The sequence below is a fragment of the Corynebacterium sp. HMSC077D03 genome (assembly GCF_001808545.1).
Taxonomy (GTDB): domain Bacteria; phylum Actinomycetota; class Actinomycetes; order Mycobacteriales; family Mycobacteriaceae; genus Corynebacterium; species Corynebacterium simulans.
This window is the reverse complement of sequence record NZ_KV793688.1, coordinates 226935-242702: the sequence shown is the minus strand read 5'-3', so window position 1 is coordinate 242702 and position 15768 is coordinate 226935. Positions and strand designations below refer to the sequence as shown.

16 protein-coding genes are annotated in these 15768 nt (G+C 60.0%); 5 read left to right on the top strand and 11 right to left on the bottom strand.

Translation table 11 applies throughout. From position 1 onward, the window contains the following. Nucleotides 1–113: 113 nt before the first annotated feature. On the bottom strand, nt 114–398 hold the full coding sequence (locus HMPREF2888_RS06320; protein ID WP_070432528.1) for a hypothetical protein: 285 nt from the start codon (nt 396–398) through the stop codon (nt 114–116). Between the two features lie 41 nt (nt 399–439). On the opposite strand from HMPREF2888_RS06320, the gene HMPREF2888_RS06315 reads away from it, so the two are divergent. Next, the gene (locus tag HMPREF2888_RS06315; RefSeq protein WP_061920409.1) at nt 440–769 is read left to right on the top strand and encodes a DUF4229 domain-containing protein; all 330 of its coding nucleotides are present in this window, start codon (nt 440–442) and stop codon (nt 767–769) included. 17 nt (nt 770–786) lie between these two features. Here the strand turns inward: HMPREF2888_RS06315 and HMPREF2888_RS06310 are convergent, their stop codons facing one another. Next, a complete protein-coding gene (locus tag HMPREF2888_RS06310) occupies nt 787–2016 on the bottom strand; it encodes an MFS transporter (protein WP_049146071.1) in 1230 nt (409 codons plus the stop codon). Nucleotides 2017–2592: 576 nt separating this feature from the next. Further along, nucleotides 2593–3483, bottom strand: a complete 891-nt coding sequence (locus tag HMPREF2888_RS06300; protein WP_070432530.1) for a 1,4-dihydroxy-2-naphthoate polyprenyltransferase — start codon at nt 3481–3483, stop codon at nt 2593–2595. Nucleotides 3484–3698: 215 nt separating this feature from the next. On the opposite strand from HMPREF2888_RS06300, the gene HMPREF2888_RS06295 reads away from it, so the two are divergent. Then, nucleotides 3699–4370, top strand: coding sequence for a metal-dependent transcriptional regulator (locus HMPREF2888_RS06295; protein ID WP_070432565.1), 672 nt, complete (start codon nt 3699–3701; stop codon nt 4368–4370). Here HMPREF2888_RS06295 and menE read toward each other — a convergent pair whose 3' ends face one another. From menE to HMPREF2888_RS06260, 8 genes are all read right to left on the bottom strand, one after another. Continuing rightward, nucleotides 4371–5504 (bottom strand): o-succinylbenzoate--CoA ligase, encoded by a 1134-nt coding sequence (gene menE / locus HMPREF2888_RS06290; RefSeq protein WP_070432531.1) that lies wholly within the window; start codon nt 5502–5504, stop codon nt 4371–4373. 56 nt (nt 5505–5560) lie between these two features. Beyond that, on the bottom strand, nt 5561–6388 hold the full coding sequence (locus HMPREF2888_RS06285) for a metal ABC transporter permease (protein ID WP_049062513.1): 828 nt from the start codon (nt 6386–6388) through the stop codon (nt 5561–5563). Beyond that, entirely contained in the window at nt 6388–7221 is an 834-nt protein-coding gene (locus HMPREF2888_RS06280; protein ID WP_235590994.1) for a metal ABC transporter permease, read from the bottom strand. Before HMPREF2888_RS06280 ends, HMPREF2888_RS06285 begins: the two co-directional genes overlap by 1 nt. Then, the gene (locus HMPREF2888_RS06275) at nt 7218–7904 is read right to left on the bottom strand and encodes a metal ABC transporter ATP-binding protein (RefSeq protein WP_070518529.1); all 687 of its coding nucleotides are present in this window, start codon (nt 7902–7904) and stop codon (nt 7218–7220) included. The genes HMPREF2888_RS06280 and HMPREF2888_RS06275 overlap by 4 nt, the downstream gene beginning before the upstream one ends. Nucleotides 7905–7910: 6 nt before the next feature. After that, a complete protein-coding gene (locus HMPREF2888_RS06270) occupies nt 7911–9077 on the bottom strand; it encodes a metal ABC transporter substrate-binding protein (RefSeq protein WP_061920421.1) in 1167 nt (388 codons plus the stop codon). Nucleotides 9078–9453: 376 nt separating this feature from the next. Continuing rightward, complete coding sequence (locus tag HMPREF2888_RS12860) at nt 9454–9603, bottom strand: hypothetical protein (protein WP_162839570.1); 150 nt, start codon at nt 9601–9603, stop codon at nt 9454–9456. Between the two features lie 15 nt (nt 9604–9618). Beyond that, nucleotides 9619–10587: a 1,4-dihydroxy-2-naphthoyl-CoA synthase gene (locus HMPREF2888_RS06265; RefSeq protein ID WP_070518538.1), complete on the bottom strand. Its 969-nt coding sequence runs from the start codon at nt 10585–10587 to the stop codon at nt 9619–9621. Nucleotides 10588–10885: 298 nt separating this feature from the next. Next, nucleotides 10886–11347: a DIP1984 family protein gene (locus HMPREF2888_RS06260; protein ID WP_061920423.1), complete on the bottom strand. Its 462-nt coding sequence runs from the start codon at nt 11345–11347 to the stop codon at nt 10886–10888. A gap of 76 nt (nt 11348–11423) precedes the next feature. Between HMPREF2888_RS06260 and HMPREF2888_RS06255 the strand changes: the two genes are divergently transcribed. The 3 genes from HMPREF2888_RS06255 to HMPREF2888_RS06245 all read left to right on the top strand — a co-directional run bounded on the left by HMPREF2888_RS06255 (nt 11424) and on the right by HMPREF2888_RS06245 (nt 15757). Next, nucleotides 11424–12443: an o-succinylbenzoate synthase gene (locus HMPREF2888_RS06255; RefSeq protein WP_061920425.1), complete on the top strand. Its 1020-nt coding sequence runs from the start codon at nt 11424–11426 to the stop codon at nt 12441–12443. 155 nt (nt 12444–12598) lie between these two features. Then, nucleotides 12599–15019 (top strand): excinuclease ABC subunit UvrA, encoded by a 2421-nt coding sequence (locus HMPREF2888_RS06250; RefSeq protein WP_371326200.1) that lies wholly within the window; start codon nt 12599–12601, stop codon nt 15017–15019. 60 nt (nt 15020–15079) lie between these two features. Beyond that, nucleotides 15080–15757 (top strand): hypothetical protein, encoded by a 678-nt coding sequence (locus HMPREF2888_RS06245; RefSeq protein WP_062035946.1) that lies wholly within the window; start codon nt 15080–15082, stop codon nt 15755–15757. The last annotated feature ends 11 nt before the right edge of the window (nt 15758–15768 follow it).

The following is a 15768-nucleotide window of genomic DNA, read 5'->3' as shown; positions in this document are numbered from 1 at the left end:
TTTGTGGGGCAATGGGACCATGAAGCGCGTTTCAGGGTTGCCGTTACTCGTAAAGCTACCCGTAGAGAGGGACCTTTAGAGGGAAACCATTCCGTGCCGGCGGAGAATGCACCCTACTTCTCGTCCGTTTCGTCGCGCGAAGGCTCGTCGCGGTGGCTCTCGCGGCGCTGTTGACGGCGGCGCTCCTCGGCTTCCCGCTCGGCCTGCATTTCGCGGGCGCGGCGCTCCTTGAAGCGCTCCTTCTCGAGGTTCCACAGGAACTCTTCATCGTCGTCTGGGCCCTTGATGGCTGGGCGCTGCTGCGTTGTTTGCGGCTTCTTCCAGCTGGAAGGGCCAAAAGCCTTCCAGACCAGTACGGCGGCAAGAACAACTAAGACAAGCAAAATCAAACGACCCATGCGTTATATCCTACGGAATCGAAAGCGTAGACTTTAGCCCCATGACTGATACTTCTTCTGCACATAATCCGGAGCCGCCGGCACCCGATCCCGAGCTGCGCCGCCGCTCCCGCGCCGCGCTTTGGAAGTACGGCTTGGCCCGCCTGGTGCTTTTCATCCTGCTCACGGTGGTCATCGAGCTCATCGCCATCCTGGCAGGTTTCCCCATTCCAGTACTGCTCGCAGCGCTGCTTGCCCTATTCGTGGCGTTGCCGTTGTCGATGCTCGTGTTTAAGAAGTGGCGCGTAGAAGCCACCGAGACCTTGGCTGAGTACTCCGCTCAGCGCAAGGCTCATAAGGCCTGGGTCCAAGCGGAGTTGGCAGGCCGCTAGCTTTCACATCGTGGCATTCAATTACTTCGGAGGAACGGCTTTGTGAGCTTGTTCCATAACGAAGGAAGCGCAGTAAACAGTGCTGTGCCGAGGCCGGCGATGATTAATGCAGCGTTCGGTCCAGCGGCAGATACCGTCGGTGCACCCACAATGTATCCAACCAGCATTGCCGAATTGTTAATCGTCCCCATCGTTACTAACGCTTTGGGCTTAATCTTTGGATCGACGGCGCTGACGACCACTATTCTTAGAGCAGACACTTGGAGTCCATTAAACATTCCAGCCAATGCGAAAAGCGGAATACAGAGAAATAACGCGGGCACAAAGCCTGGGATCGAGATGCAGATCCCCATTCCTATTCCACTTTTGATCAAGGTCGCTAGGGCGTTTGCCTTCGTAAGTCTTGCTGAAAATCTTGCGCCTAAAATCCGTCCCACGACAAAACACTGGGCGACTATTGCATATAAAAACCCGCTGGTATTCAGGGACTGAGTGGCGAAGAACACGAGAGCCACGTTAAAAATCGATGTGAAGATAATCGCGGCCCAGATGCTTGTCAGCGCCTGACGCGAACGTGGATTGTTAAGAAGTATTTTTGGAGCTTCAACAATGCTGTGCAGAGGACTTGGGGCCTCGGCCTTGAGAGTGTGGGGGGAAGTTGATGGAACTAGGGGCCAATCTTGTCTTTGCAAACGCTGCACCACAATAATTGAGCTCCCGACGGCTAGGGCCTCCAATGCAAATACTGTGCGTAGTGAGGCGATGTCTAGGAATCCGCCGCCGAGTACAGGGCCTACGAAGCTGCCACATAGCCGAGCCGTGTCCAAGTAGGAAAAAGCCCGGGCTTGGTCCGAGGCATCTAGGCTTGAATCTGCAATTGCGTAATAGGCTGGAATGGTAATCCCACTCAACGTAGCTATTACGATATTTCCTGCGATGAGAGTGAGCGTTGATGGAAAGCCGCACAAGAAAATGAGAGTAAGGCACTCAAATATTGTTCCAAGCTTTGCCACCGTAAAAGGATTTGCTCGATCAAAGAATGGTGTCAAAAGAGGGGACACAAATACCTGAGCGCAGGCCCCTGTTACTAGAACAGTGGCCACAAGTGCTTCACCGTTTGGCCGAGTGGCGAAGTTGAGTGAGATTGCGATCGAAGTCATCGCTCCGCACAGAGACATAAAAAAGTAGGCAATGACGAGACTAAAGACTTTGCCTTTCGACCCATCATTACCTAGTGGAGTTTTCAACACTCTATTTGGTCCTCACCCAGTGGTCTACGGACATTCTCGAAGGATCGATTCCTATATTTTGCAGTATTGAGTTATGCCGGTTGTCGCGGAAACTGTCTTTCTTTTCTAAGAAAAATTCCAAGTCATACCAAGAAACGCCAAAGTGAACACATGCGCTACCGTCGTCGAATGACTCGCTTAAAACGAATTGCCAATCGTAGGGGCCGCCTGGTCTATTCGGGCCCATTTTTGCAAGTCTTTGGTCAGAAATTTCAAGCTGTCGGAGACACTTTTCCAGACTTACGGCATTGGGCAGTTGGATTGTGACCTTACTCTCGGCCACAGCCTCTCGCCCTCTTACCCGTGATGGGGTAGACCCCCCAACAGATTCGATTTTTGGAATCTCATCGAAAATAAACAACTTTCGACCTTTCTGTGCGGACAGATAAAACGAAGTGAGTGAAGTGTATCACTCTGAGTAATGTTTGTGATTTAAATTTCAGAAAATTTTAAATCGGCAACTTTTAACTTCGCTTGGAGGTCTTGCCCTTCGGCGTACGTTTTCCCTACGGGGAAGGCTGACAGTAAGAATTTTTAGACGAGAAAAAGAGCAATCGCGCTGACCAGCGCCCATACCAGCATTGCGCGGCCAGTGATCCCGAGCACCGGGATGAGCTGGGGGCCGCGGGCGCCGCGGTTGACGGTGCGGACGGCTTGGAGTGCGAACGGGAAGTACGCCAAGGCAGCCAATGCCAGCCAGGAGTCGAAGGCGATGACGATGGTTAGCAGGACCGGAAGAAGTAGCAGCCACATGAATAGGTTGCGCGACTTTTTATCGCCCAAGCGCACGGCCAAGGTGATCTTGCCGGCCTCAGTGTCGGAGGGGATGTCGCGAATGTTGTTGGCCAAGTTGACTGCGGAGCTCATTCCACCAATGCCTATCGCCAGCGCCAGTCCAGTCAGGCTGATGCGGCCAGCCTGCGTGAACTGCGTGCCCAGTACGGCCACCAAACCGAAGAAGATGAAGATAGCGACCTCACCGAGGCCACGGTAACCGTACGGATTCTTGCCACCGGTATAAAACCATGCGCCGGCAATGCAAAGCGCGCCTACCAAGATGAACCACGCGGCGTTCGCTACCAAAGACAACGCAATGCCAGCCACGGCAGCAACTGCGAACGAAGCAAAGGCTGCGTACTTCACGTGCTGCGGCTTCGCCAGCCCACCGCCGGTAAGGCGCTGCGGGCCGGTGCGGTCGTCGTCGGTGCCGCGAATGCCATCCGAGTAATCGTTGGCGTAATTGACACCGATGATGAGCGCCCACGCCACAATGAGTGCGAGAAAGGCACGGCCCCAGTGCGCGCCGTCGGCAGCCGCGGCGGCGCCCGTACCAGCGATGACTGGGGCGAAAGCATTTGCCCATGTGTGCGGGCGAGCGCCTTGGAACCAGTCTTTGGCAGTTGCGGGATAGGCAGAAAGTGACATGTTAGTTATTGTGCCACGCCACCGCGGACATGCTGTGCACAAGGGACGCACACGGCGGACATATAAAAGCCACGGGTATGGCGGAAGCGCGTCGTACATACCCAAGAAAGGACGGCTGTGGGCCACACCCGTGACAAAAGTTCAATGCGTTGAACTTTCTTAAAAGTTATCATGTGAATCGCTCGCGGGGCAAGGCCTTTACTACGATGAATGTCATGCACTTAAGCGATCTCCCTGAACGTACCCAGGACTACCTCAAAGTCCTGTGGGACCTCTCCGAACACTCCAGCGGCGCGCCCATCGCGCTCAAGGAGCTGGCGGGGCGATTGAACCAAAAGGTGCCCACGGCGTCGGAAGCCGTAAAGCGTCTCGTTGCCCAAGGGCTGGTGGAACACGAGCGCTACTCTGGCGTTTCGCTGACCCCAGAGGGTCAGGCACTGTCCATGGGTATGGTCCGCCGCCATCGTCTCCTCGAGACCTTCCTGGTTAAAGAGCTGGGGTACACCTGGGACGAGGTTCACGAGGACGCCGATCTCCTCGAGCATGCATGCTCCGATCGCTTCATCGATCGCCTCGATCAGCACCTGGGCCATCCTCAGCGCGATCCCCACGGCGATCCCATCCCGGACGCGCAGGGCAGCATCGAGGACCTTGGCACGCTCACGCTTGACGACGTCCCCCTTCACACCCCTGTCACCATCGAGCGGGTATGCGACGGGGACACCGAGCTGTTGCGCTACCTCGACAGCCACGGCGTTGGCTTGGGCGTCGAGGTCGAAGTCGATTCCCGCGTTGCGGGCCTGCTCAACCTGCACGCAGGGGACAGGGAGTTCTCCCTTGCGGAAGTCGCGGCCGCCGATGTGACGGTGCGCGCTAACGAAGCCTAATCAGTTCTTAAAGAGCCCTGCGACACCACGACGGTCCACCTTGCCGGGGCCGGTCAGCGGCATCTCAGCAATGCGGATAATCTCGCGCGGAATCTGCCACCGAGGCAGGTCATCGAGCGCTTCGAGGATGTCGGTGCGCGAGGCCCAGCCGGTGTAAGCTGCGGCGATCATCTGGCCAAGACGTGGATCAGGGATGCCCACCACGCATGCACTGTCGACGCCCGGTAACTGCAACAAGAGCTGTTCCAGCTGTTCTGGGTGCAACTTCAGGCCGCCCGAGTTGATGATGTTGTCCAGACGCCCAGTGACGGTGAGTTGACCGTGGGCGTCGAGCGCCCCGGCGTCGGAAGTGGCGAACCAGCCATCGACGAAGTCGCGCGATTCCACATTGCGGTAGCCCTGCGCAATGGTCGGCCCGCCCAGGAAAATGCGGTTATCCTCCCCGATGCGCACCTCGGTGCCGGGCAGGGGAGTGCCGTTGTAGACGCAACCGCCCGCAGTCTCCGAGGAGCCATAGGTGGTTACAACGGTGATGTCGAGCTTGCGCGCAGATTCCAACAGCTGGGGATGCGGCGCTGCTCCACCCACCAGGATGGAGTTGAAGCGGCGCAGTGCCTGGATGCCGTCCAGCGAATCGAGTGCTTTGTGCAGCTGCATCGGCGTGAGCGCGGTGTACATGCGGTCTTCGGTGTGGGCGAGTTCTTCTGCTGCGCGGGCGAACTCGGCGATGTTAAAGCCTTGGGACAGGTCGAGGCACAGTGGCTCCACACCCGCCACCAACGAACGCACGAGCACCTGGATGCCTGCGATGTGGTGGGCGGGCATGGCCAGTAGCCATTGGCCGGGTCCACCCAGGAAAGAATGGGTGGCATCCGCACTCGCCACCAAGTTAAGTGGGCTTAGCTGCGCACCTTTCGGTGTGCCCGTGGAACCCGAGGTGGCCACCACCAAAGCAATGCCCTCAGCAATCGATTCGCCCGCGCGCATGTGGTTGCGCAGCAATTCCGCCCGCGTGCGGTCCGCTGCGGGAAGGGGCAAGAGCGTGGTCTGCCCAGCGATGGCCTTTTCGAGCTCATCCAAAATAGCTGCGGGATTGCGGGGATCGACTGGGAGTGGGGCGAGGATATGAGTCACGAATAATCAGGTTACCCGGGCATTTCGTTCGTCCCGGGAGGCGGCGCGCCGGGCGTTTAGAGCAAGGCGCGTAGCCCCATGCTGAGCAAATAGAACACACCCGCCAGCACCGCGATGCAGCCGCCCGCCGACAAACTGAGGGCGGCCGCCAGCCAGAGCCCGCCGCATGCCAGCGCAATGCCCGCGATACCGGCACCGAGCATGAGCTGGGTCGGGCGCTTGATCCACGGCTGCAACGCCGCCGCCGGGGCTACCAGCAGCGCCAGGGACAAGATAGTGCCCACCGCGGGAATCACCACCACCATGGTCACGCTGATAAGCGTGAGGGTAAGCAAGTCATAGCGGCCGGGCTTTCCGCCTTGTGCGCGGAAGAACGTCTGGTCGAAGTAGAAGGAGACCAACGTCCGGCGAAATGCCACCAGCACGCCAAGGCTGACCACCACCAGGGCGCCGACAAACCAGACATCCTGCGCATTGACAGTGGTCAGCGAGCCCACGAGAAAGCTATCCACGTGGATAGGTAGCGGTTGGAACCAGCGCAGCAACAAGATGCCCAGGGAAAACCCCAGGGTGAGCGTCACGCCGGCGGCAGCAGTCGAAGAAATGCCCTCGACGGTACTCAGCCACCGCATAAGCCATGCCAAAGGCAGGCAGAACAGTGCCGCGCCCACCATCAAACCCGTGGAGAGATCCAAGCTCAGAAGGTTGGCCACCACTACACCGAGCACCGCGCCGGGGAAGATTCCGTGTGACAGGCTCTCAGCGAAAAAGACGCGCTTGCCCATGACCATCAAGGTTCCAACCAAGCCAGATAAACATCCCACAGCGATGGCCTCAAGGAGGGGCAACCGCAGGATCTCTGGATCAAGATGAGACAGTCCCATTAGCTAAATACCCCCTTCAAGCCCGCTAGCGGCACGGTGGCAACCAGCATCAAGCTGACGATTGCCTGCGGCGAAATCTGGTGCGTGGTTTGGGACAGCATGATGGCAAATCCCACCACCACTGCCAGTGTGGACAAACCCGCAGCCCAGAAGCACATGCTGCGCGGGGATCCTGCGATCAAGCGCGCCGAGAGGCCTGGAATGACAATAAAACCGATAACCAGCAACACACCCACTGCCGAGCTAGCCGCCACCACGATTAGGCCAACCGCGATATTCGCAATGAGCTCATAAGCCGCCACGTTGACGCCCATGGCGCGGGCCGCTGTTGTATCGAAAGCGACGAGAATTTGCATGCGCCAGGTTGTCAGGATGAGCAGTGCCGCAATCACGCAGAGCGTGACGGAGGTTGCCAGCCTGGACTGCGTGACGTCGAGAAGCCGGCCAAACATGAGTGCCTCCAGCTGCCCGGACTTGTCGCCATAGGCCAAACTGATGACCACGCCGATGCCGTACATGAAGGTCAGCACCACGGCCGTTCCGGCTTCCATATCCAGCTTCCGCGCTGACTGGCGCCGCCCAGAACCCAGAGAAGCCAGCACCAGCACCGTCACCGTGGCCACCGCGGCCGCACCCGGCACGATGCCCGGGATGCCGCCCACGATGAGCCCTACCACGATGCCCGGAAAAACCGAGTGCACGAGGGCTTCCACCGTAAATTCCATGCGGCGGAGATTAACGAGGACGCTAATGGCAGCTCCCGCAATCGATAGGCACAGCAGGAAGAGGAAAGCATTGCGCAGGTACGGGGCGAAGAGAATCTGCTCTATCACAGTCGCGCGCCTTGCTCCATATAGGTTTCCACTGCTTCCTCGGTTCCCATGGTGCGGACCTTGCCGTCGATCACAAACGCCGCCCAGTCGCAGGTGTGCTGCGCCAAGATGGGGTCGTGAGTGGAGACGAGCAGGGCGATTCCTGCTTCCTTGAGATCCGCAATGATCTGAATCAGGATTCGGCGACTTTCTTGATCAAGCCCGTTGAAGGGTTCGTCGAGAAGCACCAGCTTCGGGGCCGAAACCAACGCGCGCGCGATGAGCACGCGCTGGCGTTGCCCACCCGAGAGCTGGCCAAACCGCGTCTCGGCGAGGTGCTCCATCCCCACTTGTCGCAGGGCATTGAGTACGCAGTCGCGGTAGCTACGCATGCTCGTGCACCTGTGCCACCAGCTCACTGAGGGCAAAAGGCCCATTTCCACGACCTTGTAAGCCGTGACGGGAAAGCTCAGGTCGGAGTCTTGGTACTGCGGGACGTATCCGAGCGAGGCGTCGATGGTGGCCATGCCGCGCAAGGCAGCCAGGCCAGTGATTGCCTTGAGCAGGGTAGATTTGCCCGCGCCGTTGGAACCTAGGAGCGCCACGGCCTCGCCCGCGCGGATCTCAAGGTCAACGTCGGTGAGGATATCCCGGGCGCCATAGCCGCAGGTGGCATTGTGCAGAGTGACTAATGGGGAAGACATAAAGAGCTACTTGCGCTTGGCGAAGTCGAATTCCTGCAGCGATTCCGGCAACGGTTGCTGCTCGGAGCCCCAGGCGCTGACCAAGGTGTTGATGTTGTGGATGATGGATCCGATGTAGGTCTCGCCCTCACTGCCAGGCACGCCTAGCGAGTCGCCGTACAAAGCGTCGTCGGATGTAACCGCCTTGACGCCTGCGGCGCGGGCGATGGCCTCGATGGACTTCGAGTTGTTGGAATTCTCCGCAAAGATGGCCTTGGCGCCGGACTCGCGGACCTTCTTTACCTGCTCATCGATGTGGCTCGAGGTGGCGTCCTGCTGGTGGTTGAAGTCAGACAGTGCGGAGCCGATGAATTTCACGCCATACTCGTTAGAGAAGTAGCCGAAGGCGTCGTGGGAAGAGAAGAGCACGCGGTCTTGCTCAGGAACTGCGGACATGGAATCGCTGGCCCACTTGTCGAGGTCCTCCAGCTGGTCGGTGTACTTCTTGCCGGCGGCGGTGAAGGCGTCCTTGGCCTGCGGGGAGGCCTGGGACAACGTGTTGACGATGTTGTCGACCTGAATCTTGGCCTGCTTCGGGGAGGTCCACACGTGCGGGTCGTACTTGAATTCTGGGGCCTCGCCGTCCTCCCCCGGGAAAGGCCACGGGCGCGGGCTCACGTGTTCGATGCCCTCGTCGATGGTGTACTTGCCGTTGCCATCGCTCATGCCTTCGCTCTTGACGCCCGAGGTCACGGCCATGACGCCGTGGAAGCCGGAGGAGTCCACGGCTTGGTCGAGGAAGTGCTCGAGGTCGACTCCGTTGACGAACATGTAGTCGGCCTGGGAGAGCGCCTGCATCTGCTGTGGGGTCATCTCGTGCTCGTGGGCGCTGGCGTTGGGGGCGAGCAAACAGGTGAGGTCGAGGGTCACTGGGCCCTCGCCGGAGGTGGTCTCTGCACCTTGGGAGTCGACCTTGTGGAGCTTGACGCCGCCGGCGGCTATCTGGGTGAGGTAGTCGCAGATCTGGGTAGTCGTGGCCACGGCCTTGACGGTGTCGCCGTCCTTCGGTTTTGCGGCGTCGGTGGATTCTTTCGAGGCGCTGCAAGCGGCGAGGCTGGCGCCGAGTGCTAGGGCGCAGGTGCCTGCGAGAATGCGCTGTAGGGGCCGGCGTGGGGTGCTGTGATTTGAGCTCATCATGAACTTCCTTTGCATTGGGAGAAGTGAACTCAACAAACACTAGCACCCTTGAACTAGATTGTTCAATATTATGAACTTAGGCAGTCCTATCTCCTCTTTTAGCTGCTAAAACTTAAAAATCCTCTCACTTCAATAGATGAGGTGAGAGGTTGGGAAGCGGTGGCCTTAGTTGGCTACTTTTGTCTTCTTGCTGAAGAGAAGCTGGTCCAGGGAGTGCATGCCGGGGCCGGCGGCGACGAGCATGACGAATGAGTTGCTGAGTTTCATGCTCAACACTTTACGTATGAACTATGGACATGTCCACAAAAGTTTATGATGTCTCACCTTGGTCCCAGAGATGCCTCACGACATTCCCCGCAGCGTCTATGCCTTCCTACATGTACGGATTGCGCGGGGTGTCCTCCTGATCGAAGGGACGCTCCCCACGCCTTTCGGCGTCTTTGATGTGGCGAAGCATCCATACGCGCGAGCCGATGACGCCCGCCAGCGCAAGTGTGGCCAAGCCGATGGCGAAAATCCACATCGTGCCAACTCCTGACTAGTAGTAGTACGGGAACTGCTCCCACTGTGGATCACGCTTTTCGAGGAATGCCTCCTTGCCCTCGACGGCCTCGTCAGTCATGTATGCCAGGCGGGTCGCCTCGCCGGCGAAGACCTGCTGGCCCATGAGGCCGTCATCGGTCAGGTTGAAGGCGAACTTCAGCATGCGCTGGGCCGTCGGGGACTTGCCGTTGATTTCGCGGCCCATCTGGATGGCGGCATCTTCCAAGTCGGCGTGATCGACGACCTCGTTGACGGCGCCCATCTCGTACATGCGCTGGGCGTCGTAAGTGCGACCCAGGAAGAAGATTTCGCGGGCATACTTTTGGCCCACCATTTTTGCCAAGTAGGCCGAGCCATAACCGGCGTCGAAGGATCCCACGTCCGCGTCGGTCTGCTTGAAGCGCGCCTCCTGGCGGGAGGCGACCGTCATATCGCAGACTACGTGCAGGGAATGCCCGCCGCCGGCAGCCCAGCCATTGACTACGGCGATGACCACCTTGGGCATGGTGCGGATAAGGCGCTGGACCTCGAGGATATGTAGGCGGCCGCCTTCGACCTTCTCGCGGGCGGTGTCCACGGTGGATTCATCCGCGGTGGCATCATCGTGGGCGTGCTCGGTGGCGTAGTGGTACCCGGAGCGGCCGCGAATGCGCTGGTCGCCGCCCGAACAAAAAGCCCAGCCGCCGTCCTTTTCGCTCGGGCCATTGCCGGTGAGCAAAATCGTGCCCACATCCGGCGTGCGGCGGGCGTGGTCAAGGGCGCGGTAGAGCTCGTCTACGGTATGCGGGCGAAAGGCATTGCGCACCTCCGGGCGGTCAAACGCGATGCGGACGATGCCGTCCTCGCGCTTGTCTCCGATGAGCCGGTGGTAGGTGATATCCGTGAGGTCTTCAAACCCCTCTACGGAATGCCACAATTCCGGCCGAAAGGGATTATCGGTGCTGTATTTTTTCTGCTCGCTCATAACGGCCAGCTTAGTGGCAAAAGAAGAATAGTCCCCATTCCCAACCCTCACCCACACGCGCTGCCCAGCAGGCCGGTAATAATCAATGCGCGATACTACGAGGGCTTCGCCCCGCAATGTACCCGTGTACGCCATGCCAGCGCGGTACTCCATGCTGTGGGGAGACTCGAACTCCCCCGCCTCTTTTAAAAGCGCTAAAGAGGGCCTGGTGTCCCTTGACTTTCCCCTCCAGGGTGGGGGCCTGCTCGCTGCAGGCGTGTGGGCTACCATCGCGCGCTTTATGCGGCGCGCGACATGACTATCCGTTTTTCAGTTCGGTATTCCAGTTCAGCTGCTGGATGCGGGTATCTAATTCGCGGTACTGCTTAGATAGATCGTCGACATGCTTGCGCATATCCGCCACCGGGATGGTGGAGACAAACTTAATCTCGTTGCGGGAATAACGATCCGAGCGTGTGCCCGCCCGCTGCGCCAAGTCGTGGTAGATGCGGCGCTTGCGCACAAGGCCGTCCCGCAGAGCGAGGGCCTCCATTAAGTTCATCTTCTCATCGAAGGCGGTGGCGATATTTGTCGCATTAATGGCCTGCACCAGCTCATCGATGCGCCCGGTCACGCCGTCGAGCTCGCGCAGCAGCTCCTGCGGATCCTCCTCCGGGGTATCGCCCTCCTGCACGCGAACCACGGCGAGTAGCCGCTCGTGCAGGCTATTGAGACGCTCTTGCGCCTGGGCGCGCTCCGCCAATGCCTCAGCTAGCAGCATAATTCCTCCTTTATTGGTATAGGTTCCCAAAAATAGCGCAGAGCGGGGAGGGGGTCAATGGTCTGAGGGCGCTACCATGAAAGCCATGCATATCGATGACGTCCTATCCCGCGCCCATGTTGTCTCATTGCCGCTTGCCGTGAAGTTTCGTGGGATAACAACCCGCGAAGCATTGCTTATCGAGGGTCCTGCAGGCTGGGGCGAGTTCTCACCTTTCCTGGAATACGGCCCAGCCGAGTCGGCACATTGGTTGGCAGCCGGCTTGGAGGCGGCTTATGAAGGCTTCCCGGAACCAGTCCGCGATCTCATCGAGGTCAACGGCACCATCCCCGCCGTGCCTGCCAGCGAGGTTCCTGCCGTGATGGAGTGCTACCCAGGCTGCCGCACCTTCAAGATCAAGGTTGCAGAGAAGGGCCAGACGCTTGCCGACGACATCGCGCGCGTCACCGCCGTACGCAACTACATCACCGAGCGCGGACGCGTCCCCGTCCTTCGCGTCGACGCCAACGGCGGCTGGAGCGTTGAGCAGGCAGTCGAGGCAGCCAAGGCTTTGATGCCGTTGGACTATATGGAACAGCCTTGCGCGAGCGCAGAAGAACTCGCGGAGGTGCGTCGCCAGCTGATGCGCAACGGGCTTTTCGTGCGCGTTGCGGCAGATGAGTCTATCCGCAAGGTCGAGGACCCGTACCGCGTGGCTGATCTGCAGGCAGCCGACGTCGCGGTGGTAAAGCCGGCGCCTTTGGGCGGAGTACGCAGGGTGCTCGACGTCGCCAAGCATCTGCGTTCCCGCCACATGGATATTACGGTGGCTTCGGCCTTGGATACCTCGGTGGGAATCGGCATGGGGCTGGCCACCGTCGCGGCGCTGCCGAAGATTCTTGATGACGAAGACGTCGACGTCACTCCTGCCGCCGCCGGGTTGGCCACGGGCTCGCTGTTCCTCGAAGACGTCACGGAGCCGCGCCAACTGATTGATGGGCACCTTGCCGCCACCCCGCTCCCACCGGATCCGGCGCGCTTGTCCGGCCTGGCGGCCGCGCCCGAGCGCCGGGATTGGTGGTTTGCGCGCGTGCGTGAGTGTTGGCAGTTCCTTTAGGGTTTATCTCTATCTGCAACGGCGTTTGTGCGGCGTGGAAAACCGCACAATTTGCCAATTAGCGCCCGGAAAACGCCAGGATCTCCGCCACTAATTGGCAAAATGTACACCGTTGGTCTGAGTTTGCGCGCGGTAGGCTGGCGGCCATGACTGGCATGATTAGCGTCCGTGACGCCCACCTTCATAACCTGCGCAACGTCGACGTCGATATTCCGCGCGGCAAAGTCGTCGCCGTGACTGGCGTTTCAGGCTCCGGTAAGTCTTCCCTTGCTTTCGGCACCATCCACGGAGAAGGCCAGCGCCGCTACCTCGAATCCGTCGCACCTTTTGCACGCCGCCTCATCGGCTCCGCCGTGGATCCGCAGGTCAGCCAGATTGAAGGCCTTCCACCCACAGTGGCCCTCGAGCAGTCCACCTCAGCGGGCGGCGCGCGCTCGACCGCCGGCACGATTTCCGCCATCTCCAATTCCGTGCGTCTGCTCTATTCGCGCGCCGGGGATAACCCAGAAGGCCTGTACTCCGATTCCTTTTCGCCGAATACGCCCGAGGGGATGTGTCCGGAGTGTCAGGGCACGGGCGTGGTGCATGTGGCGACCGAGGAGTCGATGGTTCCGGACCAGTCCTTGAGCATCGAGGAGGGCGCCATCGCCGCCTGGCCCGGTGCATGGGCAGGCAAGAACTTCCATGACATCCTCATGACTTTGGGCTATGACATGGATTCCCCGTGGCGCGAGCTCCCGCGCGCAGACCGAGACTGGATCCTCTTCACCGAGGAACGCCCCGTGGTCACCGTCAAGCCACTGCGCGGCGCTGACCAGATTCAGCGCAACTACGAAGGCACGTGGCGCTCGGTGGCCAGCTACCTCAACAAGACTCTCGCGGAAACGCAGTCTGAGAGCTTGCGCAAGCGCACGCTCCAGTACATGGAGTCACACACCTGCCCTACCTGCCAGGGCCGCCGGCTGAATCCGCGCGCGCTGCAGGTCACTTACGCGGGCCTGCCAATCGACACCCTCAACGACCTGCCCTTGGATGCGCTCCACGAGTTGCTTGCCAAGCAGAAACCGGAAGAAAACAGCGCCGAGGATCTCTTACTCAAACAGGTTATTCCTGCCTTGACCTCCGCCCTGGAACTCGGCCTGGCGCACCTGAGCCTAGGCCGCCCCACGGAGACGCTTTCGGCTGGCGAATTACAAAGAATCCGCCTCGCCGCGCAGCTGCGCTCGGGGCTCTTCGGCGTCACCTACGTGTTGGACGAGCCCTCCGCTGGCCTGCACCCAGAGGAGCGCACAGCCGTTATGGACATCTGCCGCCGCTTCGTCGCCGCCGGCAACACCGTCCTGCTGGTTGAGCACGACATGGATTTGGTCGCACAAGCTGACTGGCTTGTCGACGTCGGCCCTCACGCCGGCGAAGGCGGCGGCCAGGTACTGTACTCCGGCCCAGTCGCCGACTATGATGCCGATACCCCGACCAGTAAGGCGCTGGCGCGGCGTCGTTTGGCATTGAATGAGACCCCACGAAAGAGCGAGAAACAACTGCACTTACGCGGCATTAAGGCGCGCAACCTGCGCGGGCTCGACGTGGACTTTGCATTAGGCGCCTTCACTGCAGTCACGGGTGTCTCCGGTTCGGGAAAGTCCACGTTGGTCTCGACGGTTCTTGCAGGTCTGTTGCGCGAGCAGGCGACCGCCGTGACCGACGCCGAGGAACAACCCGACGGCGCGGTTCGGCAGTGGAGCGTCGAAAACACAGAAAATCTCGGTGAAGTCACCCGCCTGGTGCAAATCACTCAGAAGCCCATTGGCCGCACGCCGCGCTCGACGCTCGCGACCTATACCGGCCTCTTTGACCACGTCCGCAAGCTTTTTGCCAACACACTAGAAGCCAAGCAGCGCAAGTGGACGGTCTCGCGCTTTTCCTACAACGTCAAGCAAGGGCAGTGCCCTACCTGCGGCGGTGCGGGGCAGATCGAGGTTGAGTTGGTCTTCCTTCCCGGTTCTTACACGCTATGCCCGGATTGCCAGGGCAAACGCTACAACCCTGAAACACTCGAAGTGACGTGGGGCGGGCGCACGATTGCGCAGATCCTAGAGTTAAGCGTTGACGACGCCCACGAGGTATTCGCCGCCGCTGAAGGCTCCGCGCAGGTCACTGCAATCATGCGCGCGCTGGAGACCCTCCAGGCCGTGGGGCTGGGCTACCTGCGCTTAGGCCAGGGCGCGCCCGAGCTTTCCGGCGGTGAGGCCCAGCGCATCAAGTTGGCCACCGAGCTGCAGCGCTCGCGCAATTCCCACCGCGGGCACACGGTTTACCTCCTCGATGAGCCAACCACTGGTCTGCACCCAGCGGACATCGCCTTGCTGAATGCGGAGCTGCACAAGCTTGTCGACGCCGGGCAGACCGTCGTCGTGGTCGAGCACAATCTCTCGGTCATCGCGGAGGCAGATACAGTCATCGAGCTGGGCCCTGGTGCCGGTGCAGCGGGCGGAAAGATTGTGGCTACCGGCACGCCAGGCGAGGTTGCCAAGCAGGACAGTCCAACTGGCGGCGCGCTGGCTGCAGCTGCAAGTTAATAAGGCGGCTTGCGGGTTTCTGCCTGTGTTTCTACAGGAAAATAGGGTATTTCTAGGAGCATGGCTAATAACTTTGGAAATAATTCCGGCGGCTACTCTGACGATGAAACCCGGCAGATTGGTCGCGTGACTGGGTATGGGCCGGGCTCCAACTCGGGCTTCGGCAGCAACGACGCTACCCGTCAATTCGGCGCGTCAGAGGAGCGGCCGCGTCAGGTATTTCCTGGGCAGGGCGCGCAACAGTCTCCGGCGCCTCAAGCAAGCCCCGGCGGATATGGTCAGCCTAGCGGCTATGGCTCTGGCTATGACTCTGGCTATGAATCCGGCTACGAGCCGGTGCCCTCCAGCTATGAGGTGGAGCCGGAACGCAAGCGTAAGAGCGGCGGTTCTGGGTTGACCAGCGTCTTCGCTGCTATTGCGGCCCTGGCAGTTATCGCGGCCGGCGCACTGTTTTTCATGTGGCGCAACGCCAGCTCCGAGGCGGATTCCCAGCCGGAGACGGTAACTTCCACCGCAACGGTTACTGAGGAAAAGCCCACCACCGTTACTGAAACGGTCACCGAGGAAGCACCACAGAGTGAAAACCCGATCGACCAGCTGCCAACCGAGCTTCCGCCAGACGTACGGGATCAGCTGGATCAGGGTGGCGAGGACCTAGAGAGTCTACTGAACGACCTGCTGGGCGGCGGAAACGGCAATGGGAATGGCAACGGTAACGGCAACTCCCAGGGAGCTTAAGCCCCTAAACG